Source organism: Pseudomonas sp. Irchel s3a10 (genome assembly GCF_900187525.1).
GTDB lineage: Bacteria > Pseudomonadota > Gammaproteobacteria > Pseudomonadales > Pseudomonadaceae > Aquipseudomonas > Aquipseudomonas koreensis_G.
On sequence record NZ_FYDR01000001.1, the window covers coordinates 840251 to 861796 of the forward strand.

Consider the following 21546-nt stretch of genomic DNA (forward strand, 5'->3'; position numbering starts at 1 on the left):
TCGAAGAATTTGAATTAGATGAAAAAGTCGAGGCGGAAATAGATCGGCGCTTCACGCTCGGTCAGCACATCCGGGCGTTCGAGGGAATGCGCAAAAGTCACGCTGGCGGCGACGTGCTCACCGCGGGCAAACAGCTCCAGCGAGTTACTCGACATGCGCCCATGCTGCTCACCGTTGTAACGATCGCCACGAATCACGCCCTGGTCGTAACCGAGGCTGGTGCCGTATTCAGCGAACACCGGACGCAGCCATTCGGCCGTGATCGGTCGGCTCCAGCGCAGATCGTTGCGCCAGTAGCCGCCGCTGTCGCCGGATAACGACTGATCCTTGTAGCCACGGATCGACGCTGACCCGCCAAGGCTGGTGCGCTGCGGACTGAACAGCACGTCTTCGCTGCGCTGGCCAGTCATCAGGCTGCTGAAGGTGAAGGATTCGCCCCACACTTTGAACGGTTGCAGGTAGCTCAGGGTCGCGGTGTATTTGCGGTAGCGTGCGTCGGGCTCGCCGGGGCCCGGATCGTGGCTGCCCTGCGCGTCGAACGCGCCGATGCCTTCCTGCATGCCGGCGTCGAAGTTGACGAAGGCGCTGCCGATGCGGCGACCGTGGTTGAAGCCGAACTGCGCTTCGCTGATGCGGTTGCTGCTCAGCTTGAGCTTGCTGTCTTCGATGTAGTTGTTGGTGCGCAGGTAGGACAGGCCGGCGCTGAGCGAGGTCTTGCTCACCGAGTCGCGATGGATCACCCGTTCGGCGCGCAGCTGATGGTTTTCGCTGTCGCCGGTCTGCTTGAAGTTGTAGCCGTTGGCGGCGATCTGCGAGCGGTAGTCGCTCTGGCTGTAGGTGTAGCTGAAATTCCACCAGCCCCACGGCAGGTTGTAATTGAGCATGGCGTTGCTGGAGGTGTGCTGGTGATCGGTCATTGCATCGTGACCGCCGCGCAGGCTCAACTGATCGGCCAGGCCCAGCGGGCTGTCCCAATCGAAAGTGGTGCCCCACTGCTGTTCACCGGTGCTGCGTTGGCCGTCGTTGCTGCGCGACAGTCCGGCCCGCCATGGCTTCTGCGGATTATTGGTGACCAGCACTTCACTGCCGCCGACGTTCTTGCCCGGCGCCAGCTCCATCTTGGCCTGATTGGACGGCAGGCGATTGAGCTGATCGACCATTTGCTCGATCTCGCGCAGGTTGACCAGTTCGCCGGACTTGCCGGGAAATGCCATCGCCAGTTCACGCTGCGAAAGTTTGCTGTTCTCGGCGCCCTTCATGCCTTCGAGTTTGCCTTCGACCACCAGCACTTTCAGGTGCCCGCCTGACAGATCCTGCTGCGGCAGGTAGGCACGGCTGGTGACCAGACCTTTCTCGATGTAATGGTCGGTGATGACCTTGAGCAACTCGTTGAGTTGCGGCACTCCGAGGCATTGGTCGATGTAGGGCTTGAGCAGGCGGGTCTTGTCGCTGTCGGACAGACTGTCGGCGCCCTTGAGCTCGATGTCCTTGATCGGGAAACAGCGGGTATCGGTGGGCGCTGCCGGTTGCGCAGGCTTGGCATCTTTGCCGGGCAAGTCCTTGAGTTCTTCAAGACGCCGCTGCTGCTCTTCGAGCAGGCGATTCTGGCGCTCGCGGATCAGGTCGGTTTCACCGGGGGTGGGTGCAGCGAAGGCAATCTGAAGCGGAGACAGGCACAGCAAAGCTACGCACAACCTCGCCGCGAGGGCGGGTGGGTACATGTTCGATCCCTCGATACGGAATGACATCAAAATAGTGGCGCGATATTAGATGGCCATCATTTTGACGTCAAACAATCGTTTCAACCTTTTGTCGGGTTTGTAACGGGGATTGAACAATCGACGCGGCTGCGGTTTTCCGGGGGGGGGAATCCTTGGTTCAGTGCTCAACACCCAACTTCGTCGTCACGTCCTGAGGTGCCAGTAAGCGGCCATCCGCTGAACGCAATTCCAGCTTCCTGATCGGCTGACGCTGCTGCGCATCGACCATCACCGAACCCGGCTCACCCGGCGCATACATGTGCTCGCCGCCCCACTGCGACAGCGCCACGATCACCGTCTGCAAGGCCTTGCCGCGTTCGGTCAGCACGTATTCCTTGTAGGCACCGCCATCGGCGGCCGGCACGGTTTGCAGGATCCCCTGCTCCACCAGGGCCTTGAGCCGGGCGCTGAGCATGTTCTTGGCGATGTCCAGATTCTTCTGATAATCACTGAAGCGGCGGATGCCCTCCAGCGCATCGCGGATGATCAGCAGCGACCACCAGTCGCCGATCAGGTCCAGCGTACGGGCGACCGGGCAAGCGTTGCCATGCAGGCTTTTGCGCTTCACAGGGTATTTCTCCATCAAAACCGGGGTGTGGTTGCATCTTACAACTGTGACGCTGGAAAAGAACCACACCCCCGCCTTGGCAATTGAGCACTTGCGTACAAGTGACAGCAGCGATTTGCGCCGATAGTGATGGGCGGCCATTGCGGCATCCGGCCTTCCTGAACGATCGCCCACAGCAAGGAGTTTTCATGAGCACATTCACTACCGATGACGGCACACAGATCTATTTCAAGGATTGGGGCAGCGGCAAACCCGTGCTGTTCAGCCATGGCTGGCCGCTGGATGCCGACATGTGGGAATACCAGATGGAATACCTGAGCAGTCGCGGCTATCGCACGATTGCTTTCGATCGCCGTGGTTTCGGGCGTTCCGATCAACCATGGACCGGCTACGACTACGACACCTTTGCCGATGACATCGCGCAACTGATCAACCACCTCGACCTGCGCGACGTCACTCTGGTCGGCTTCTCCATGGGTGGCGGCGACGTCAGTCGCTACATCGCCCGTCACGGCAGCGAGCGGGTTGCCGGGCTGGTGCTGCTCGGTGCAGTGACGCCGCTGTTCGGCAAGAAGGCCGACTACCCGCAGGGCGTCGACACCTCGGTGTTCGACGGGATCAAGGCCGGTCTGCTCAAGGATCGTGCGCAGTTCATCGCGGACTTTGCCGCTCCGTTCTACGGCACCAATCAGGGCCAGAAAGTCTCCGACGGCGTGCTCACGCAAACCCTGAACGTCGCCCTGCTCGCCTCGCTGAAAGGCACCGTGGATTGCGTCACTGCCTTCTCCGAAACCGACTTCCGCCCAGACATGGCCAAGATCGACGTGCCGACCCTGGTGATCCACGGCGACGGCGATCAGATCGTGCCATTCGAAACCACCGGCAAGCAGGCGGCGGCACTGATCAAAGGCGCCGAGTTGAAGGTCTACGCCGGAGCACCGCACGGTTTTGCCGTGACCCACGCCCAGGCGCTGAACGAAGACCTGTTGGGTTTCCTGAACCGCTGATGATCGTCGGCGCGACAAACTTCTGCGACTATTTGTCCGCCTGACTCAATCCGCCATCAACGCTGCCAGTGCCAACGCGTTACCCAGCGCGGCACCACTGGCAGTGTTGTCAAAGATGCACCAGACTGCGGCCCCCTCTGCTGCCGCGACTTTCATTTGCTCTGCCAGCGCGTGCAGATAACGCTCATCGTAGGCGCTGTGGTAGATGCGTGGCGAACCGTGTAGCCGCCAATAGCGCAAACCCGCCCAGCCCTGCGCCGCACCATCGGTAGTGATCCGCGACGGATCGACCACGACCTGAGCAATCCGATACGCCTGCAACATCGGCGCCGCCGTCAACCACGATTCATGCCTTGGCTCAAGCACCACGGCACCGGCAAAGCGTTGGCGCAACGCCACGAAAAACGCTTCGACAATTTCAGGTGTGAATGTCAGCGACGGTGGCAGTTGCACCAGCAGACAGCCCAACCGGTCAGTCAGCCCCTCGCATTGTCCGAGGAACTCGTCCAGCGCTTGATCGCAGTTCTGCAGACGCAATTCATGCGTGATCTGCTTTGGCACCTTGACCGAAAAACCAAAACCCGGCGGCACCGAGTCCGCCCAGCGCGCATAGGTCTGACGCCGATGCGGGCGATAGAACGAGCTGTTGATTTCCACGCAGTCGAACCGCGCCGCATAACGCTGCAGATGCGTGCCCTCAGCCGGAAACTGCGGCCAATACTCACGCCCCAGACTCCAGCCTGCGCAACCGATGAACATCAGAAAAACACCTTCGTCGCTTCACGCATGAAAATCTCCACAGTCTTCGTTCACAGATTTCGGGGATGGCGAAATACCTGTGGGAGCTGGCCTGCCAGCGAAGGCGTCGGCACATCCACAATCGCTGCGCCTGACACAGCGCCTTCGCGAGCAAGCCCGCTCCCACAGTTTCGGCGACGCTCACAGACCTGGAGCACGACAAAGGACCTGTGGGAGCTGGCTTGCCAGCGAAGGCGTCGGCACATCCACAATCCACTGCGCCTGACACAGCGCTTTCGCGAGCAAGCCCACTCCCACAGTTTCGGCGACGCTCACAGACCTGGAGCACGATAAAGGACCTGTGGGAGCTGGCTTGCCAGCGAAGGCGTCAGCACATCCACAATCCACTGCGCCTGAAACAGCGCCTTCGCGAGCAAGCTCGCTCCCACAGTTTCGGCGATGCTCACAGACCTGGAGCACGACAAAGGACCTGTGGGAGCTGGCTTGCCAGCGAAGGCGTCGGCACATCTACAATCGCTGCGCCTGACACAACGCTTTCGCGAGCAAGCTCGCTCCCACAGGGTTCTGCGGCGCTCACAGATTTGGAGCACGACAAAGAACCTGTGGGAGCTGGCTTGCCAGCGAAGGCGTCGGCACATCCACAATCGCTGTGCCTGACACAGCGCTTTCGCGAGCAAGCCCATTCCCACAGTTTCGGCGGCGTTCACAGATTGGGGGGCACGACGAAGCTCCTTCAGGGGTTATTTTTTGCCGGGCAGGACGCTGGCCAGCACCTGCTTGGCGGCTTGCACGATCACGCCCGCTTCGTCGGGGTCGCCCTTGAGCAAGGTCGTGGCAAATTTCTTTGCCTGTTCGAGTTTGATGTGTGGCGGCAACGGCGGCACGTTGGGGTCGGTCTTGAACTCGATCAGCACCGGTACGTCCGAGGCCAGCGCCTGTTCCCAGGCGGCGGCGACGTCTTCTTCGCGGTCGACGAAAATCCCTTTCAGGCCGATGGAAATGGCGAACAGGTGATACGGCACATCGGGAATGCTCTGCGAGGCTTCGAACTTCGGATCGCCCTCCATCACCCGCTGTTCCCAGGTGACCTGATTCAGATCCTCGTTGTTGAACACCGCGCAGATCCACTTCGGGCTGTCCCACTGGCGCCAGTATTTGGCGACGGTGATCAGCTCGGCCATGTTGTTCATCTGCATCGCGCCGTCACCCACCAGCGCAATCACCGCGCGCTCCGGATGGGCGAACTTGGCGGCGATCGCATATGGCACGGCAGCGCCCATCGAGGCCAGGCCACCGGACAGGGAACACTGCATACCCCGGCGAATCTTCAGGTCACGGGCGTACCAGTTGGCGCAGGAACCCGAGTCGCTGGTGATGATCGCCTGCTCCGGCAGGCGCGGTGACAGCTCATACACCACCCGCTGCGGATTGATCGGATCGGCTTTGGACATCGCGCGTCTTTCCAGGGTCTTTTCCCAAGTGCTGCGCCAGCCTTCGATTTTCTTGCGCCACTTGTGCGAAGTTTTCGGTTCGAGCAACGGCAGCAGTGCAGCGAGGGTTTCGGCGGAGTCGCCGACCAGATTGACCTCCATCGGATACCGCAGGCTCAGCATGTCGGGCTGCAGGTCGATCTGCACGCCACGCGCCTGACCTTCCTTGGGCAGGAACTCGGCATAGGGGAAACCCGAGCCGATCATCAGCAAGGTGTCGCACTCGTGCATCATCTTGTAGCTCGGTTCGGTGCCCAGCAGGCCGATGCTGCCGGTGACCCACGGCAAATCGTCCGGCAACGCAGCCTTGCCGAGTAACGCCTTGGCGACGCCAGCACCGAGCTTTTCCGCAACTGCAATCACTTCATCCGTTGCCTGCAGTGCGCCGGCGCCCACCAGAATCGCGACTTTTTCACCGCTGTTCAGCACATCAGCGGCGCGCTGCAGATCGGCCTCGTAGGGCAGCACTTTCGGCTTGGTGTAACCGACGCCGGAATGCGCGGTGCCATGCGCCCGCGCCGGTGGCTCATACTCAAGATCCTGCAAATCATTGGGCAGGATGATCGCCGTCACCCGCCGCTCGCCAACCGCCGTACGCACGGCGCGGTCGAGCAAATGCCGAACCTGCGACGGCGCCGACGCCTGCTGCACAAACGCTCCGGCCACATCCTTGAACATCGAGACCAGATCCAGCTCCTGCTGGTAATGACTGCCGAGCGCCGTCCGCGCCTGCTGGCCGACAATCGCCAGCACCGGTTGGTGATCCATGCGGGCGTCGTATAACCCAGTGATCAGGTGCGAAGCCCCCGGTCCCGAAGTGGCAATGCACACGCCCAACTCGCCCGTGAACTTGGCGTGGGCCGACGCCATGAACGCGGCCATTTCTTCGTGCCGGGCCTGAACGAATTCGATCTTGCCATTGGCTCGGGCGAGCGCACCGAACACGCCGTTGATGCCGTCTCCCGGATAACCAAAAATCCGCGTGACGCCCCATTGGCTGAGCCGCTCAACCAGAAAATCTCCCACTGTCGTCGTCATCTCGTTCCTCGCCTGTCACCGATGCATGAAGCCTGCCCGGCGAGATATCCGCCGGGCAGGCACAAGGGTCTGGACAGTCGGGTCGCCCGCGAAGTTTCGATTGTTTTTACCTGACGGCATCGCCGAACCGCCCCTGTAGGAGCTGCCGCAGGCTGCGATCTTTTGCTGTTGTTTTGAAGACCAAGAGATCGGGGGCTCATCAACGGTGCGGATGCACCGTCATCGCCACCAGTTTAATCACGATCGGCCGCACCACGAGTATGCAAAGGAAAGCCACCGGCATCGCCAGTTTGTAGGCGTGCAGCGCATTACTCAGGTAGTCGTTATCAATCCCGGAAAGGGCGGCGGTGATCACCAGCGACATCAGGAACGCCATGATCGTCGCCATGTACAACGCAAACACGTAGGGCGTCGCCCGTGACGACAACTTTCGACGCGGTGGATACAAGGCTTCGGTAGTGGTTCTTTGATTCATATGGCTTTTCCATCCATTGACAGGGAGCCGGCACCTTAGCAAAGCCCCCTGCCCTCAACTAGACGGCCCGCCATAGGTACTTTATAAAGCACAGCTTACGAATCAAACCACGCGGCGGGACACGGATGAATCTGTTGGCAGCGATTGCCAGTTTTATCAAAGTGGTCGAGGCCGGCTCGATTGTCGGCGCCGCCAAGACCCTGGGCGTCAGTGCGGCAGCGGTCAGCCAAACCCTCAATCGCCTGGAAACGCACCTCGGCGTGCGCCTGCTGCAGCGCACCACCCGCAGGATGGCCCTCACTGAAAATGGCGCGCTGTATTACGAGAAAGTCAAACGCATCGCGGCGGATCTAGAGTCGGCGCAAAGCGCGATCATCGGCGACGAAGGCGAACTGCAAGGCCGCTTGAGCATCGCCTCCACCAGCGCATTCGGCCGCCACGTATTGGCGCCGTTACTCGCCAGTTTTGCCGCACTGCATCCGCGCCTGCTGGTTGAGCTGTCGACCACCAACGGCAAAATCAATCACATCCAGAACGGCATTGATCTGAGCCTGCGGATCAAACCACAACTGGAAGACGGCATCGTTGCGCGCCGGATCGTTTCCCTGCCCTTCGTCTTCTGCGCCGCCCCCGCCTACCTTGCGCGCGCCGGCGTGCCGCAATCACCGCAGGACTTGCAACACCACGCCTGCCTGGCGTTCCGCTACCCGTTGGATGGACGCTTTCTGCGCTGGGGTTTCGTCCGTGATGGCCAGCATTACGACGCCCCGATCAACGCCACCGCCATCAGCGACGACATCGATGCCTTGGCGCAAATGGCAGTCAACGGCGCAGGGGTCACGCGCCTGGCCGAATTCGTCGCTGCGCCCTACCTTGAAAGCGGGCAATTGGTGCCGTTGTTCGACGATCTCCAAGGTGAAGCTCACGCTTATGTCGAACCGATGGACATCTATGCGTGCGTGCAGGAACGTGCGGCGATAACGCCGAAGGTCAGAGCCTTCATGGATTATTTGACGGAGCACTTGAATAGGCGCTGGCCCGTGCAAGCTGGTTGATCCACAGCAGCTCTTGCACTTTCAAGGCTGCAGATCCCCCCCGAGCCATTGGCTGCACGCACTCATCTGCTGGGCAATCCACTCACGAAAAAGCATGGCATTGGCGCTCTGTTCGAAGGGTCGCGGTGACAGCAGGCAATAACTCGAACCGTCGCGAACGAAGCCGAACGGCGCGATCAACTGGCCGGAATTGAGTTCGTCCTGCACCATCAGAAACGACGCCATACCGACGCCCAGCCCGGCCAACGCGGCCTGAATGCACAGGTAGAAATGCTCATAATCGACCCGACTGACACCCGGCGCGTTCATCCCGGCCAGTCGCATCCAGTTATCCCACGCCTGCGGGCGGGTCTTGCTGTGCAGCAGGCAGGCGCCGCGCAAATGGTCGCCGTCAGGACGACTGGACGGCACGCAAACCGGACCGATCCACTCCTCGCAAATAGTCACGCCGTGCACGGTCTCGTCCCAATGGAAATCGTCGCGGCGGATCGCCAGATCCACGCCTGAGCGAGCGAAGTCGATCGGCCCTCCGGCCGTCAGCAATTGCACCTGCAACTGCGGATGTGCGCTGTGGAAGTCGGGCAAACGCGGGATCAGCCACTTCATGGCGATGGTCGGCTCGCAGGACACCACCAGCACGTCATCGTGGACTTCACGTTGCAGGCGATAAACCGTGCTCTGCAACTGCTCGAACATCGGCGCGGTGACATTGAATAGCATGCGGCCCGCGTGATTGAGAAAAATCGCGCGGTTGCGCCGCTCGAACAATTCGACCCCGATCGCCTCCTCCAGCAAACGCACCTGGCGGCTGACCGCGCCGTGGGTGACGTGCAGCAACTCAGCGGCCTTGACGAAACTCTGGGTCTGGGCGGCGGTGTTGAAGAAGCGAAAGGCAGCCAGCGGAGGCAGGTTCATATAGACGATGATTTCTCACAGATTTTCGCGACTATAAATCGTTTTTTTTGCCAATGACACTTCTCCATCATGGCGCTAGTCACAGCCTGCTGCATCCTTCAAAGCTTATGGAGGAAGTGACTGCTGACTCTGTATCTGTGAATTCAAGTAGCGCAAATAACGCGATGGAGCGTATGGATGAATGAATTGTTTCTGGTAATCGCCATCACTGTTCTGGCGGTGATCAGCCCCGGCCCGGACTTTGCCATGGTCACTCGCAACAGCTATGCACACGGGCGGCGCAGTGGTTTGCTGGCTGCGCTGGGCATCGCCTGTGGCGTGCAGGTTCATGTGTTCTACACGGTGTTCGGGGTGGCGCTGATCATCACTCAGTCACCGATGCTGTTCTGGATGATGAAGCTGCTGGGCGCCGGCTACCTGATCTATCTGGGCATCAAATCCTTTACCAATAAATCTGTGCTGACATTTGCCGATGCGAGCGCTTCTGCACCCCGTGCCTGGAAGGTGTTCTGCTCGGGTTTTCTGACCAATGCACTGAATCCGAAGACCATGTTGTTCGTGGTGGCGGCGTACAGCCAGGTGGTCGAGCCAGGCAGTTCGCTGACGATGAACTTCGCCTATGGCCTGTTCATGTCGGTTATTCATTGGGCGTGGTTCAGCCTGGTCGCGCTGTTTTTCTCCACTGAACGGCTACGCCGGCGCCTGCTGGAAAAACAGCGGATCGTCGACAAGGTCATCGGGATCGCACTGATGGCTCTGGCGGCGTGTTTGATCATTCCGGGGGTTGCGCAGTCTTGAGCTAGAGCGTTTATGCTGTCGTGTCTGATACCCGTAAGATCATTCTCGACAAGTTCACCATGAGGCCCATTTCATGAGTAAAGCGCCCTACGTTCCACCCGCCGTCTGGAAACACGAAGCCCCGTCCGGCGGCCAGTTCGCCAGCATCAACCGCCCGATTGCCGGGCCGACGCATGAAAAGACCCTGCCCGTGGGCAAACACCCGCTGCAGCTGTATTCACTGGCGACACCCAATGGCGTCAAGGTGACCATCCTTCTGGAAGAATTGCTCGCGCTGGGCCACTCCGAGGCCGAGTACGACGCGTGGCTGATCCGCATCAACGAGGGCGATCAGTTCTCCAGCGGTTTTGTCGAGATCAATCCGAACTCGAAGATTCCGGCACTGCTCGACCGCAGCGCACAGCCGCCGATTCGGGTATTCGAATCCGGTTCGATCCTGCTGTATCTGGCGGAAAAGTTCGGCGCCTTCCTGCCGAAAGATCCCGCCGGCCGCACGGAAACCCTGAACTGGCTGTTCTGGCAGATGGGCGCCGCGCCTTATCTGGGCGGCGGCTTCGGGCACTTCTACGCGTATGCGCCGGAGAAGCTCGAATACCCGATCAACCGTTTCACCATGGAAGCCAAGCGTCAGCTCGACGTGCTCGACCGACGCCTCAAGGAAAGCCGCTACCTGGCCGGCGACAGCTATACCATTGCCGACATCGCGGTCTGGCCGTGGTACGGCCAACTGGTGCGCAACAACGTGTATTCGGCCGCCGAATTTCTAGCGGCTCACGAATACACCCACGTGCAGCGCTGGGCCGAAGACATCGCCCAACGCCCTGCGGTGATTCGAGGCCAGCGCGTCAATCGCACCTGGGGTGACGAGGCGAGCCAGGTCGCGGAACGGCATCAGGCCAGCGATCTGGACTGACGCCACATTCCCACAAAGACTTGTGCTGGACAGGGGCTTCCCGGTTCACAGCAACCTCTGTGGGAGCGAGCTTGCTCGCGAAGGCGCCAAGTCAGTCAACACTGACATAACAGACCTACCGCTTTCGCGAGCAAGCTCGCTCCCACAGGGAATTCGGGTTGGACATGAGGATTTGTGAGCCCCAGAAATTACAGTGGGATTTGTGCTGGACAGGGGCTTTCGCAATCACCACCAATCTTTGTGGGAGCGGGCTTGCTCGCGAATGCGCCAGGCCTGCGACGTCAGCGTTGACTGACCCGGCGCTTTCGCGAGCAAGCCCGCTCCCACAGCAACACGAGTGCGCGACGCGCAAATGCCCTGCTTCGCCAAGACCCACCGGATAAACCCGTCTCCACACCACCACTGTCGCCAAAGGATCTGCAATGCCCCCTGGAAAACGTGAACTGGCGCGGATCGAGCGGCGCTTGATTGCCACGCTCACCGACGCGTGTGAAACCGCAAAAGCTGAAATCAACGGCTTCACCTGGCTCACCCACACCGCTGACCTGAACGCGTTGGCGGCGACCCTGAACGTCATCTGGGTGTTCGACACCGAGGCCGACAAAAACCTCGCCCTGACTGACGCCAAGGCACGCCTCTTCGAACTGACGGCCAGTGCGCTGAGAGAGGCCGATATCGACCTGTCCCCTTCAGAGCGCAACGTGCGTTTCGACTCCGAGGAGGAATGCCAACGCACGCACGGTGGCAACTGGCGTGAGCGTCTGAAACGGTACTCCTGACCTTTGCGTTGCCGCTGAGACTGCGCTTCAGGCCATCTGCTCATAGGCGCTGGTATGCAGCGCAACCGGCTGTTGAGCGAAACGACGAGCGAGCGCCCCCTCAGACCGCCTCTTCGTCAACCGGCAACGAAGCCAGCATCTCCGCGCGGCACACCTCAAGAATCTCGTCGGCCATCGCGGAATCATCCGGACAGGCGCGCGACAGCACAATCGCGCCGACAGCCCGCGACAGCAGGTCGATCATTTTCTTTCTGCCCTCGCCCGCCACAGCGTCCGGCCCGGTCGGGTATTTGTCTCCCAGGGTCTGCAGGGTGCGCTCGATCCCTTCGGCAAACGTCGTTTTCACATCATCCGATTGACGCGCCGCGTCGCCACACAGCGCGGCCATGGTGCAACCGCTGCCACGTCCGTCGCGATGTTCTCTTGTCAAATAGACATCGATGAAGCCAGGCACGTCGAGCGCTTCGGCACCTGCCAGCGACTTGGCGAGACTGCAGGACGCGGCTTCAGCCATCAGGTCGGCCTTGGAGCCGAAATGTTTGTAAAAACCACCATGGGTGAAACCGGCAGCCGCCATGAGATCCGCCACACCGACGCCGTCAAAGCCACGCTCACGGAACAGCTCGGAAGCGGTCTCGACGATGTGTTCTCGATTGGCCTGCGCCTGGGCCTTGGTCACTCGCACGTGCAGTACCTCGTATTCATTGGGAATGCTTGCGCCAATCATACATAGATGCTGGTCATAATCAAAACCGTTGACAGCTTAGATTTCGATCATCATCCTAATTGCAGACACAGCGACTTCTCCAACGGGCACGGAAGAAATACCAGATGAGCAACCAGACTCTGTTCACCCCTTACACACTTGGCGACCTGACGTTGTCGAACCGCGTCGTCCTCGCACCGCTGACTCGCAACCGTGCAGGCGCAGGCTTTGTAGCCAGCGAGTTCGCAGCCACCTATTACAGCCAACGGGCCAGCGCAGGCTTGCTGATCAGTGCAGCCACGCAGATTTCCCGACAAGGTCAGGGCTATCAGGACACCCCGGGAATCTACACGCCGGCGCAGATTGACGGCTGGCGCCAGGTGACCGATGCAGTCCATGCCAAGGGCGGAAAAATCTTCCTGCAACTGTGGCATGTCGGCCGCGTGTCGCACGTTGATCTGCAAGAAAACGGCGCCGCCCCCGTGGCCCCTTCTGCGCTGCGCGCCGCCACCAAAGTCTTCGTCAACAATCGCTTTGAAGATGTCTCGGCGCCGCGCGCGCTGGAGACCAGCGAACTGCCGGGGATCGTTTCCGATTTTCGCCAGGCTGCGGCAAACGCGATTACCGCCGGGTTCGATGGCGTGGAAATTCACGGTGCGAACGGCTATTTGCTCGATCAATTCCTCAGGGACAGCGCCAATCTGCGTACCGATGCGTATGGCGGCTCGATTGAAAACCGGGCGCGTCTGTTGCTTGAAGTGACGGCGGCCGTCGTTGATGAGATCGGCGCGAATCGCACCGGTGTGCGCCTGTCTCCGGTGTCGCCGGCCAACGGCGTCTCGAGCAGCGATCCGCAGGCGCAATTCGATTACGTCGCCGAGCAACTCGATGCCCTCGGCGTGGTTTATCTGCACGTGGTCGAAGGCGCGACCGGTGGCCCGCGCGACGTGGCGCCCTTCGATTTCGGCGCACTGCGCCAGCGCTTCAAAAACACCTACATCGCCAACAACGGCTATGACCTGGAGCTGGCGACTTCGCAGCTCGCCGAAGACCACGCCGACCTGATCGCCTTCGGTCGCCCGTTCATTGGCAATCCGGATCTGGTGGAGCGCCTCAAGCAGGGCGCGCCGTTGTCCGCGTTCAATCCCGCCACCCTCTATGGCGGCGGTGCGGCAGGCTACATCGACTACCCGACGCTGGCTGAATCGAGCGTCAGCGCCAGCTGAGCGCGTTCCGTTTCTCACACCCTGAAAGAGAGATCCCCCATGAGCACTCGCCCTACTGTTCTGATCACTGGCGCCTCCACCGGCATTGGCGCGGTCTACGCCGAGCGCTTCGCGCAACGCGGCCATGATCTGGTTCTGGTTGCCCGCGACCAGGCACGCCTGGACACACTTGCAGCCCGCTTGCGCAGCGAACACGACGTCACCGTCGATGTGATCCCGGCGGACCTGACCCAACTCGCTGATCTGAGCACCGTTGAAAACCGCCTGCGCGACGACGCCCGTATCGGCATCCTCGTCAACAACGCCGGCGCTGCCCTCTCCGGTAACTTCATCGACCAAAGCACCGACAGCGTTGCGCAACTGGTTGCCCTCAACACTACCGCGCTGGTGCGCCTGGCCAGCGCCATCGCTCCACGTCTGGTCAAGGCTGGTGACGGCGCGATCATCAACGTCGGTTCGGTGGTGGGCCTGGCGCCGGAGTTCGGCATGACCGTCTACGGTGCGACCAAGGCCTTCGTCCTGTTCCTGTCCCAGGGACTGAGCCTGGAACTGTCACCTCAGGGCGTCTACGTGCAAGCCGTACTCCCCGCCGCCACCCGTACGGAGATCTGGGATCGCTCCGGCATCGACATCAACACCTTGAGCGACATCATGGAAGTGGGCGATCTGGTGGATGCCGCTCTGGTCGGTTTCGATCGCCGCGAACCGGTAACCATCCCGCCGCTGCACGAAGCGCAACGCTGGGATGATCTGCAAGGCGCACGTCAGGGCCTGATCGGGCAAATCCGTCAGTCTGCGGTTGCCCAGCGCTACCTGAACCCACAGTGATTGTCTGGTAGCGAGCACGCGCGGCGGATTCGATGCAGGCGCAAGTCACTGCATCGAATCCGGCCCGCGATCCGGAGCAGAAATGAATCAAACCCTGGCAAATAACCACAATGGCGCGTCGACGTCGTTCAGCAACGCGGCGAACCAGTCGATCACGGTCAACGGCGTTCGCTTCGCTTACCGCGACATCGGTCCCGCGATCGGCGTGCCGCTGGTGCTGTTCAACCATTGGGGCGCCGTGCTGGACAACTTCGATCCCGCGATCATTGATGGCCTGGCACAAACCCGACGCGTCATTACCACTGACTATCGCGGTATTGGCGGCTCTGGTGGAACCGCGCCACTGACTGTCGGTGAAATGGCAGACGATGCCATTCAACTGATTCGCGCGCTGGGCTTGGAAACCGTTGATGTACTGGGATTCTCGCTGGGCGGCTTCGTTGCTCAGGACATTGCCCTGAAGGCGCCTGATCGGGTGCGTCGCTTGATTCTGACCGGTACCGGTCCGGCCGGCGGCAGCGGTATCGACAAGGTCGGCTCCGTGACGTGGCCATTGATCCTCAAAGGCTTGCTGACCTTGCGCGATCCCAAGGTCTACCTGTTCTTCACCTCGACAGCCAATGGCCGTCGATCTGCGTCGCAGTATCTGCGACGCCTGAAAGCACGCAAAAACAATCGCGACAAAAGCCCGACACCGAGCGCTTTTCTGCGCCAGTTGAAAGCGATCACCGCGTGGGGCCAACAACCGCCGCAAGACCTCGGACGCTTGCGCATACCCACGCTTATCGTTAACGGCGACAGCGACAGCGACATCATGGTGCCCAGCGTCAACTCGATGGCGCTGGCCAAGCGTATTCCCAACGCACAACTGGTGATTTATGAGGATGCCGGCCACGGCGGGATTTTCCAGCACTGCGTTGATTTTGTCGCCAAGGCCCAGGCATTCCTCGACGCCTGACGACACGGCGTAGCAACACCGCAACGCGCCAGCCACCCTCCTTACAACCGCCAAGAGCAGCACTACGATGAAAGCATTTCTGATTGATCGCTATGGAAAGAACAGCGGGCGCACTGGCGAAGCGCCTGCACCTGTGGTGGGTGCCCGTGATGTCTTGATCGAGGTACACGCCAGCAGCGTCAATGTGCTGGATTCGAAGATCAGCAGTGGCGAGTTCAAGCTGATTCTGCCCTATGCATTACCGCTGATACTGGGCAATGATCTGGCGGGTGTGGTGGTGGAGGTTGGCTCACAGGTGACGCAGTTCAAACCGGGAGACGAGGTCTACGCTCGCCCGCCGGAAACGCGGATCGGAACGTTTGCCGAATTGATCGCCGTGGACGAAAACGCGGTCGCCCGAAAACCCGCCAATACCAGCATGGCGCAAGCCGCATCCCTGCCCTTGGTCGCGTTGACGGCGTGGCAAGTACTGGTCGAAACCGCACAACTGAAAAAGGGTCAGAAAGTACTGATTCACGCAGGCTCCGGTGGTGTTGGCAGCATTGCTATCCAGCTGGCCAGACACCTCGGCGCCTTCGTCGCCACGACCACCAGCACCGCGAACGTCGAATGGGTCAAGGCACTGGGGGCCGATCTGGTCATCGACTACAAACAGCAAGACTTCGAAAGCGTCCTGCACGACTACGACGTGGTGTTGAACAGCCTCGGCGCGGACGTATTGCAAAAATCACTCAAGGTCCTGAAGCCCGGCGGCCAGCTCATTTCCATCTCGGGCCCGCCCACAGCACTGTTCGCCCAAGAACAAGGCTTGTCCTGGCCACTGCAACAGGTCATGCGCCTGTTGAGCTTCGGTATCCGGCGCAAGGCGCGCAAGCAGGCGGTCAGCTACACGTTCGTCTTCATGCGGGCCAATGGTGCACAACTGCAAAAAATCGCCACGCTGGTCGAGGAGGCAATCATCAGACCGGTGACTGACCGCAGCTTCTCGTTTGCCTCGACGGCAGAGGCGTTGAAGTACGTCGAGCAGGGGCGCGCCAAGGGCAAGGTCGTCGTTACGCTCAAATGACAACGTGTCCCCGGCGGCCGGCTGAACTGATCAACCGGCCGCGTTCGACTCGACCAGATGAACTTCAGTCGCACTGCGACCGGCGCACCAGGCGAGCACCGACGCAATCACCAACACCGCCGCGCTCAGCTCGAAGGTGGCTTTATAACCGCTCAGATCAAATGCCAGGCCACCGACGATGGCCCCTGCGGCGATGGCCAGTTGCACGATAGCCACGAGCAAGCCTCCGCCGGCCTCGGCATCCTCCGGAAGCGTCTGCGCCAGCCATGTCCACCAGCCCACGGGAGCCGCTGTGGCGACCAGTCCCCAGAGTCCGAGCAGCACCGCAGTCAGCAGCGGCGATGCGCCGAAGTTCACCAGCGCCAGCGCAACGACCGCCATTATCAGCGGGATAACCGTCAGCGTGCGGTACAGGCCAGTGCCGAGGAATCTTTCGATCACAAAGGTCCCGATAAAACCGGCAAGCCCCAGCCCCAGCAGCATCAAGGACAGGGTTGCAACGCTGACCCCGGTGACCCCCTCCAGAAAGGGCCGCAGGTAGGTAAACAGCATGAACTGCCCCATGAAAAAGACGCTGACAGCGACCATCCCCAAGGCGACCGGCCATTGCTTCATCAGCCGCAAGGCGTTGCCGCTACCGGCCTGACGCTCAAGCTTGAAGGACGGCAGACTGATCAGCAGCCACACGGCCGCCAGCACGGCGACCGGAACCACGCAGAAGAACGCGCCGCGCCAGCCTATCAACGCGCCGAGGAAACTCCCCGCCGGAGCGGCGATTACCGTCGCCAGCGCGTTGCCGCCGTTAACGATCGCCAGTGCCCGGGACACTTGGTCAGGCTGCACCAGACGCATCGCGGTTGCCGCCGACAACGACCAGAAACCGCCAATGGCGATGCCGATCAAGGCCCGCCCGAACATGAACGACGGATAGCCCGGCGCGAACGCGACCACCGTCCCCGAGACGATCATCAGCAAGGTCAGACCCAGCAACAGCTTCTTGCGCTCGACACGAGCAGCGACCGCTGCAATCAGCAGGCTGGTCACCAGGGCGAATGCTCCGGACACGGAAATCCCCTGCCCGGCCTGCCCCTCGGTGATGTGCAGTTCGGCGGCAATCGGCGTCAGCAGGCTGACCGGCATGAATTCTGAAGCGACCAGGGCGAAGGCGGCCAGCGACATGGCCAGCACCGCGCTCCAGCCGCGTTGTTCTGTAGAAAGAGAAGTCATTGAAACTACCTGTATTGCGAGAGGCGTCCGGGCGATTGCCCGGACGCACTGTTTTTCACAGTGCCAGGATCGCATCGTCGAATCGCGTCAATCCCGTAATGGTTTGACACATTCTCCCGGTCGATTTGCCTCTGCCCTAGTGCATTCCTCTTGAATGCTTGCCTGATCCTCTGAGGTTGCAGGGTGGTGTATAGGAAACGCCCGTGCAGCGGATTAGAGTTCACTCAACAGGAGTTGCCCGACATGATCCCTACCCCGCTGCGCCACGAATCACCTTTGGCGTTGAACATTGACTCGCGCGTGAGCGTCGCGGGCGACTTCGCCACGTCGATACCCGGCCTGTCGCTGTTTCGTCGCGATCAGCCGGCGCCACCGACCGTGTGCATGATCGAGCCGAGCCTGATTCTGGTGGGCCGTGGGGAAAAGCGCTTGTGGGTCGGCGGTGAGGGTTACAGCTACGACCCTTCGCGGTTTCTGGTCACCTCGCTGGATCTGCCCGCCAATTCCGAAGTGATGCTTGCCAGCCCCGAGCAACCCTGCGTCGGGCTGGTGCTGAAACTGGATGTCGGCATGCTTGCCGAGATCCTCAGCAAAGGTGGCTTGCCTGCGAAACGGCAGCCGTCGACGAATACCGGCGCTGGTATTGGCAACATGTCTTCCGCTCTGGAAGGTGCGCTTGAGCGCCTGCTGGCATTGCTTGACGAGCCTGAAGCGATCCCGGTGTTGGCGCCGCTGGTGCTGCGGGAAATCCACTATCGGCTGCTCCATACCGATCAAGGCGCGCGGCTGCGGCAGATCACGGCCGTCGATGGCCAGGGTTATCGCATCGCCAAAGCCATCGACTGGCTCAAGGTCAACTACACCGAGGCGCTGCGCATCGATGAACTGGCGGCGCGGGTGCAGATGAGCGCACCGACCTTTCACCATCACTTCCGCCAGCTCACCGGCATGAGCCCGCTGCAGTACCAGAAATGGCTGCGACTGAACGAGGCCCGTCGGCTGATGTTGATGGAGCGTCTGGACGTTTCGCGAGCGGCGTTTGCGGTCGGTTATGAAAGTCCCTCGCAGTTCAGTCGCGAATACGCACGCCTGTACGGCACCGCACCCAGTCGTGACATCGCGTTGCTGCGTGGCGAACCCTTCGCCGCAGAAACGCTGGGCAACGCGGCCAGTTGAGCAAAGAACACGCTTTACCGGTGAGGCGCCACGCAGCGTTTCACCGCTTATAAAAATGCACGTCAACCGATGATCGAGCGGGTGAACCATGGAACTACGAATCAACCAGAAAACCTATCAGGTCGATGCCGACGCCGATACGCCCCTGCTGTGGGTGATCCGCGATGATCTGGGCATGACCGGCACCAAGTACGGCTGTGGACTGGCGCAATGTGGCGCCTGTTCCGTGCTGGTGGACGGCAACGTGGTGCGCTCGTGCGTCACGCCAGTGGCCGGTGTGGTCGGCCGCGAGGTCACCACGATTGAGGCGATCGAGGCCGATGACATGGGCAAACGGGTGGTCTCGACCTGGGTTGATCTGCAGGTCGCCCAGTGCGGGTACTGCCAGTCCGGGCAGGTGATGGCGGCCACGGCGCTGCTCAAGCAAAACCCCAAGCCAAGTGACGCGCAGATTGAGGCGGCGATGGTCAACCTGTGCCGCTGCGGCACGTACAACGCCATTCATGCCGCCGTGCATGAGCTGGCCGGCAAGGGAGATGCCTGATGAACGTACGTATCGATCCTGCTCAGGAAGCATCAGCACTGGCTCTGCATGAACCGATCAACGTGTCGCGCAGACGTTTTCTGACCGGCACTGCCGTCGGCGCACTGGTGCTCGGTTTCGGCCTGCCACTGGGCACGACTCGGGTGCAAGCGGCAGTGGCGGCCGCGACTGCCGAGCGTGGCACGCAGGTGCCGGCGTTTCTGGAAATTCGCCCGGACAACCGCGTGCGCCTGCTTTGCCCGTTCATGGAAGGCGGACAAGGTACGTTCACCGCGATGGCGCAGATCGTCGGTGAAGAACTGGATGCCGACCCGTCGACATTCCTGGTCGAAGCCGCGCCGCCCGGCGAAGCCTATGTGGTGATGGAAAACGGTATGCGCATCACCGGCGGCAGCATGTCGGTGCGCATGAGTTACCCGGTGATGCGCCGCCTCGGCGCCCTCGCCCGCGCCATGCTGCTGCAGGCCGGTGCGCAGAAACTTGGGGTGCCGGTCAGCGAACTGACTACCGAACCCGGCAAAGTCGTGCACACCAGGTCGGGGCGATCCGTGGCCTACGGCGAACTGGCCGAGCACGCCATGGATCTGCCGGTTCCCGATCCGGCCTCGGTGCAGTTGCGTGATCCGAGCCAGTTCCGCTGGATCGGCAAACCGGTGAAGCGCGTCGATGCCTACGACAAATCCACGGGCAAGGCGCTCTACAGCATCGATCTGAAGGTCGACGACATGCTGCACGCCGCCGTTCAACATGCCCCGCGTCTGGGGATGACCGTGGGCAACCTGCGCAACGAAGAGCAGGTCAAAGCGATGAAAGGCGTGCATTCCGTGCATCGCCTGCCGGGGGCCGTGGCGGTGGTCGCCGAGCGCTGGTGGCACGCCAAACGTGCAGTGGAAGCGATTCAGGTCGACTGGCAGGAACCCACGGCCGACAGCAAAGTACGCTCGATGCCTGCGGACTTTTCCAGCGACGCCTGGCTCAAGCGCCTGGCTGACGACAAAGGCCCGGCCAGGGATGATGAAAATGAGGGCGACGTGGCTGCAGTTCTGGCCAGCGCCAAGACGCGGATTGACGCCACTTACCACAACCAGTACCTGAACCACGGCCAGTTGGAGCCGCCATCGGCGCTGGCCCGATTCAATCCCGACGGTTCGCTGGAAGTCTGGCTGCCCAATCAGGCGCCGGACATGTTCCGTGCCGACATCGCCAAACGTACCGGGCTGGATCCGTCGCGCATCACCTTGCATTCGCCATTGCTGGGCGGCTTCTTCGGTCGGCATTTCCTTTACGACGCCGCCAGTCCCTACCCGCAGGCGATCGAGTTATCGAAAGCGGTTGGCCGCCCGGTCAAACTGATCTGGAGCCGCGAGGAAGAGTTCCTGCGTGACGTGCTGCGTCCGGTGGCAGCGGTGAATTTCCGTGCCGCGCTGGACAACGACGGCTGGCCGCTGGCGATCGAAGCGATCAGCGCCACCGAAGGCCCGACCGAGGCGCTGGCCGGCAAACAGGGTGAAAAACTCGACCCGACGGCGCTTGAAGGCTTGTCGGGCAAGTCCTATGCGATCCCCAACAAGCGCATCGCGCAGATCTACGCCAAAGGCCCGGCGATGCTGGGTTACTGGCGTTCGGTGGGCAATTCGCTCAACGACTTCTTCTATGAGTCGTTCCTTGACGAACTGGCCGACAAGGGCGGCAAGGACCCGTTCGAATTGCGCCTGCATCTGCTGCGCGACAACCAGCGACTGACCACGTTGCTGCAAGCCGTGGGCGAGCTGTCGGGTGGCTGGAAGCGTGGGCCGTTTACCGCGGCGGACGGCAGCAAACGTGCCCGAGGCGTGGCGATGGCGTCGCCGTTCGGCACCCAGACGGCGGTGATCGCCGAGGTTTCCATCGAGAACGGTCAGGTCAAGGTGCACGACATCTGGCAGGCAATCGACCCCGGCAGCATCGTCAACCCGGCGATTGTCGAAGCGCAGGTCAATGGCGCGGTGGCGCTGGGCCTCTCGCAGACCCTGGTGGAGGAAGCCGTGTGGATTGATGGCAAACCGCGCGCGCGCAACTACGACTTGTATCCGATCCTGCCGCCTGCGCGGATGGCCCGGGTCCACGTGCGTGTTGTCGAGAGCGGGGAAAAAATGGGCGGCATCGGCGAACCACCGTTGCCCGCTGTCGCGCCCGCCGTCGCCAATGCGGTGGCAACGCTGACCGGCCAACGGGTGCGCAGCCTGCCCATGAGCCGCCACACCTTCAGTTGATCAGCG

Annotated in this window: 20 protein-coding genes; 12 read left to right on the forward strand and 8 right to left on the reverse strand. The window is 61.3% G+C overall.

Annotated elements, in window-relative coordinates; genetic code table 11:
- Positions 1–14 precede the first annotated feature (14 nt).
- Positions 15–1721, reverse strand: a complete 1707-nt coding sequence (locus tag CKW11_RS03585; RefSeq protein ID WP_095136425.1) for a ShlB/FhaC/HecB family hemolysin secretion/activation protein — start codon at positions 1719–1721, stop codon at positions 15–17.
- Positions 1722–1878: 157 nt separating this feature from the next.
- Entirely contained in the window at positions 1879–2328 is a 450-nt protein-coding gene (locus tag CKW11_RS03590) for a helix-turn-helix domain-containing protein (RefSeq protein ID WP_095136426.1), read from the reverse strand.
- Positions 2329–2516: 188 nt separating this feature from the next.
- Between CKW11_RS03590 and CKW11_RS03595 the strand changes: the two genes are divergently transcribed.
- Positions 2517–3335: an alpha/beta fold hydrolase gene (locus tag CKW11_RS03595; protein ID WP_095136427.1), complete on the forward strand. Its 819-nt coding sequence runs from the start codon at positions 2517–2519 to the stop codon at positions 3333–3335.
- Positions 3336–3380: 45 nt separating this feature from the next.
- On the opposite strand, the gene CKW11_RS03600 is transcribed toward CKW11_RS03595, so the two are convergent.
- From CKW11_RS03600 to CKW11_RS03615, 3 genes are all read right to left on the reverse strand, one after another.
- Positions 3381–4094 (reverse strand): DUF72 domain-containing protein, encoded by a 714-nt coding sequence (locus CKW11_RS03600; RefSeq protein WP_095136428.1) that lies wholly within the window; start codon positions 4092–4094, stop codon positions 3381–3383.
- A 740-nt stretch (positions 4095–4834) separates the two neighbouring features.
- Positions 4835–6622 (reverse strand): thiamine pyrophosphate-requiring protein, encoded by a 1788-nt coding sequence (locus tag CKW11_RS03610; protein ID WP_095136430.1) that lies wholly within the window; start codon positions 6620–6622, stop codon positions 4835–4837.
- 199 nt (positions 6623–6821) lie between these two features.
- Positions 6822–7097 (reverse strand): DUF2798 domain-containing protein, encoded by a 276-nt coding sequence (locus CKW11_RS03615; protein WP_095136431.1) that lies wholly within the window; start codon positions 7095–7097, stop codon positions 6822–6824.
- A gap of 125 nt (positions 7098–7222) precedes the next feature.
- On the opposite strand from CKW11_RS03615, the gene CKW11_RS03620 reads away from it, so the two are divergent.
- Positions 7223–8152, forward strand: a complete 930-nt coding sequence (locus CKW11_RS03620) for a LysR family transcriptional regulator (RefSeq protein WP_095136432.1) — start codon at positions 7223–7225, stop codon at positions 8150–8152.
- 21 nt (positions 8153–8173) lie between these two features.
- Here the strand turns inward: CKW11_RS03620 and CKW11_RS03625 are convergent, their stop codons facing one another.
- A complete protein-coding gene (locus tag CKW11_RS03625) occupies positions 8174–9067 on the reverse strand; it encodes a LysR substrate-binding domain-containing protein (RefSeq protein WP_095136433.1) in 894 nt (297 codons plus the stop codon).
- Between the two features lie 177 nt (positions 9068–9244).
- Between CKW11_RS03625 and CKW11_RS03630 the strand changes: the two genes are divergently transcribed.
- From CKW11_RS03630 to CKW11_RS03640, 3 genes are all read left to right on the forward strand, one after another.
- Positions 9245–9865 (forward strand): LysE family translocator, encoded by a 621-nt coding sequence (locus CKW11_RS03630; RefSeq protein ID WP_095136434.1) that lies wholly within the window; start codon positions 9245–9247, stop codon positions 9863–9865.
- A 73-nt stretch (positions 9866–9938) separates the two neighbouring features.
- Positions 9939–10778 carry a glutathione-dependent disulfide-bond oxidoreductase gene (gene yghU / locus CKW11_RS03635; RefSeq protein ID WP_095136435.1) on the forward strand — a complete coding sequence of 280 codons (840 nt, stop codon included), beginning with the start codon at positions 9939–9941 and terminating at the stop codon, positions 10776–10778.
- A gap of 422 nt (positions 10779–11200) precedes the next feature.
- The gene (locus tag CKW11_RS03640; RefSeq protein WP_095136436.1) at positions 11201–11557 is read left to right on the forward strand and encodes a hypothetical protein; all 357 of its coding nucleotides are present in this window, start codon (positions 11201–11203) and stop codon (positions 11555–11557) included.
- A 100-nt stretch (positions 11558–11657) separates the two neighbouring features.
- On the opposite strand, the gene CKW11_RS03645 is transcribed toward CKW11_RS03640, so the two are convergent.
- Complete coding sequence (locus CKW11_RS03645; RefSeq protein WP_095136437.1) at positions 11658–12284, reverse strand: TetR/AcrR family transcriptional regulator; 627 nt, start codon at positions 12282–12284, stop codon at positions 11658–11660.
- Between the two features lie 104 nt (positions 12285–12388).
- Here CKW11_RS03645 and CKW11_RS03650 point away from each other — a divergent pair, with 104 nt between their 5' ends.
- The 4 genes from CKW11_RS03650 to CKW11_RS03665 all read left to right on the forward strand — a co-directional run bounded on the left by CKW11_RS03650 (position 12389) and on the right by CKW11_RS03665 (position 16341).
- On the forward strand, positions 12389–13489 hold the full coding sequence (locus CKW11_RS03650) for an alkene reductase (RefSeq protein ID WP_095136438.1): 1101 nt from the start codon (positions 12389–12391) through the stop codon (positions 13487–13489).
- Positions 13490–13528: 39 nt separating this feature from the next.
- Positions 13529–14317, forward strand: a complete 789-nt coding sequence (locus CKW11_RS03655) for an SDR family oxidoreductase (RefSeq protein WP_095136439.1) — start codon at positions 13529–13531, stop codon at positions 14315–14317.
- A gap of 82 nt (positions 14318–14399) precedes the next feature.
- The gene (locus CKW11_RS03660) at positions 14400–15275 is read left to right on the forward strand and encodes an alpha/beta fold hydrolase (protein WP_095136440.1); all 876 of its coding nucleotides are present in this window, start codon (positions 14400–14402) and stop codon (positions 15273–15275) included.
- A 67-nt stretch (positions 15276–15342) separates the two neighbouring features.
- On the forward strand, positions 15343–16341 hold the full coding sequence (locus CKW11_RS03665; protein WP_095136441.1) for an NADP-dependent oxidoreductase: 999 nt from the start codon (positions 15343–15345) through the stop codon (positions 16339–16341).
- Positions 16342–16371: 30 nt separating this feature from the next.
- On the opposite strand, the gene CKW11_RS03670 is transcribed toward CKW11_RS03665, so the two are convergent.
- A complete protein-coding gene (locus tag CKW11_RS03670) occupies positions 16372–17568 on the reverse strand; it encodes an MFS transporter (RefSeq protein ID WP_095136442.1) in 1197 nt (398 codons plus the stop codon).
- A gap of 243 nt (positions 17569–17811) precedes the next feature.
- On the opposite strand from CKW11_RS03670, the gene CKW11_RS03675 reads away from it, so the two are divergent.
- The 3 genes from CKW11_RS03675 (at position 17812) to CKW11_RS03685 (ending at position 21540) form a co-directional block, all read left to right on the forward strand.
- Complete coding sequence (locus CKW11_RS03675) at positions 17812–18744, forward strand: AraC family transcriptional regulator (protein ID WP_095136443.1); 933 nt, start codon at positions 17812–17814, stop codon at positions 18742–18744.
- 88 nt (positions 18745–18832) lie between these two features.
- Entirely contained in the window at positions 18833–19288 is a 456-nt protein-coding gene (locus CKW11_RS03680; RefSeq protein WP_095136444.1) for a (2Fe-2S)-binding protein, read from the forward strand.
- Entirely contained in the window at positions 19288–21540 is a 2253-nt protein-coding gene (locus tag CKW11_RS03685; protein WP_095136445.1) for a xanthine dehydrogenase family protein molybdopterin-binding subunit, read from the forward strand. Before CKW11_RS03680 ends, CKW11_RS03685 begins: the two co-directional genes overlap by 1 nt.
- Positions 21541–21546: the final 6 nt, after the last annotated feature.

Excerpts from the sequence above, each read along its gene's own strand:
- CKW11_RS03585 (WP_095136425.1), bottom strand. The coding sequence starts at position 1,721 with ATGTACCCACCCGCCCTCGCGGCGAGGTTGTGCGTAGCTTTGCTGTGC.
- CKW11_RS03595 (WP_095136427.1), top strand. The coding sequence starts at position 2,517 with ATGAGCACATTCACTACCGATGACGGCACACAGATCTATTTCAAGGAT.
- CKW11_RS03600 (WP_095136428.1), bottom strand. The coding sequence starts at position 4,094 with ATGTTCATCGGTTGCGCAGGCTGGAGTCTGGGGCGTGAGTATTGGCCG.
- CKW11_RS03610 (WP_095136430.1), bottom strand. The coding sequence starts at position 6,622 with ATGACGACGACAGTGGGAGATTTTCTGGTTGAGCGGCTCAGCCAATGG.
- CKW11_RS03615 (WP_095136431.1), bottom strand. The coding sequence starts at position 7,097 with ATGAATCAAAGAACCACTACCGAAGCCTTGTATCCACCGCGTCGAAAG.
- CKW11_RS03620 (WP_095136432.1), top strand. The coding sequence starts at position 7,223 with ATGAATCTGTTGGCAGCGATTGCCAGTTTTATCAAAGTGGTCGAGGCC.
- CKW11_RS03625 (WP_095136433.1), bottom strand. The coding sequence starts at position 9,067 with ATGAACCTGCCTCCGCTGGCTGCCTTTCGCTTCTTCAACACCGCCGCC.
- CKW11_RS03630 (WP_095136434.1), top strand. The coding sequence starts at position 9,245 with ATGAATGAATTGTTTCTGGTAATCGCCATCACTGTTCTGGCGGTGATC.
- yghU (WP_095136435.1), top strand. The coding sequence starts at position 9,939 with ATGAGTAAAGCGCCCTACGTTCCACCCGCCGTCTGGAAACACGAAGCC.
- CKW11_RS03640 (WP_095136436.1), top strand. The coding sequence starts at position 11,201 with ATGCCCCCTGGAAAACGTGAACTGGCGCGGATCGAGCGGCGCTTGATT.
- CKW11_RS03645 (WP_095136437.1), bottom strand. The coding sequence starts at position 12,284 with ATGATTGGCGCAAGCATTCCCAATGAATACGAGGTACTGCACGTGCGA.
- CKW11_RS03650 (WP_095136438.1), top strand. The coding sequence starts at position 12,389 with ATGAGCAACCAGACTCTGTTCACCCCTTACACACTTGGCGACCTGACG.
- CKW11_RS03655 (WP_095136439.1), top strand. The coding sequence starts at position 13,529 with ATGAGCACTCGCCCTACTGTTCTGATCACTGGCGCCTCCACCGGCATT.
- CKW11_RS03660 (WP_095136440.1), top strand. The coding sequence starts at position 14,400 with ATGAATCAAACCCTGGCAAATAACCACAATGGCGCGTCGACGTCGTTC.
- CKW11_RS03665 (WP_095136441.1), top strand. The coding sequence starts at position 15,343 with ATGAAAGCATTTCTGATTGATCGCTATGGAAAGAACAGCGGGCGCACT.
- CKW11_RS03670 (WP_095136442.1), bottom strand. The coding sequence starts at position 17,568 with ATGACTTCTCTTTCTACAGAACAACGCGGCTGGAGCGCGGTGCTGGCC.
- CKW11_RS03675 (WP_095136443.1), top strand. The coding sequence starts at position 17,812 with ATGATCCCTACCCCGCTGCGCCACGAATCACCTTTGGCGTTGAACATT.
- CKW11_RS03680 (WP_095136444.1), top strand. The coding sequence starts at position 18,833 with ATGGAACTACGAATCAACCAGAAAACCTATCAGGTCGATGCCGACGCC.
- CKW11_RS03685 (WP_095136445.1), top strand. The coding sequence starts at position 19,288 with ATGAACGTACGTATCGATCCTGCTCAGGAAGCATCAGCACTGGCTCTG.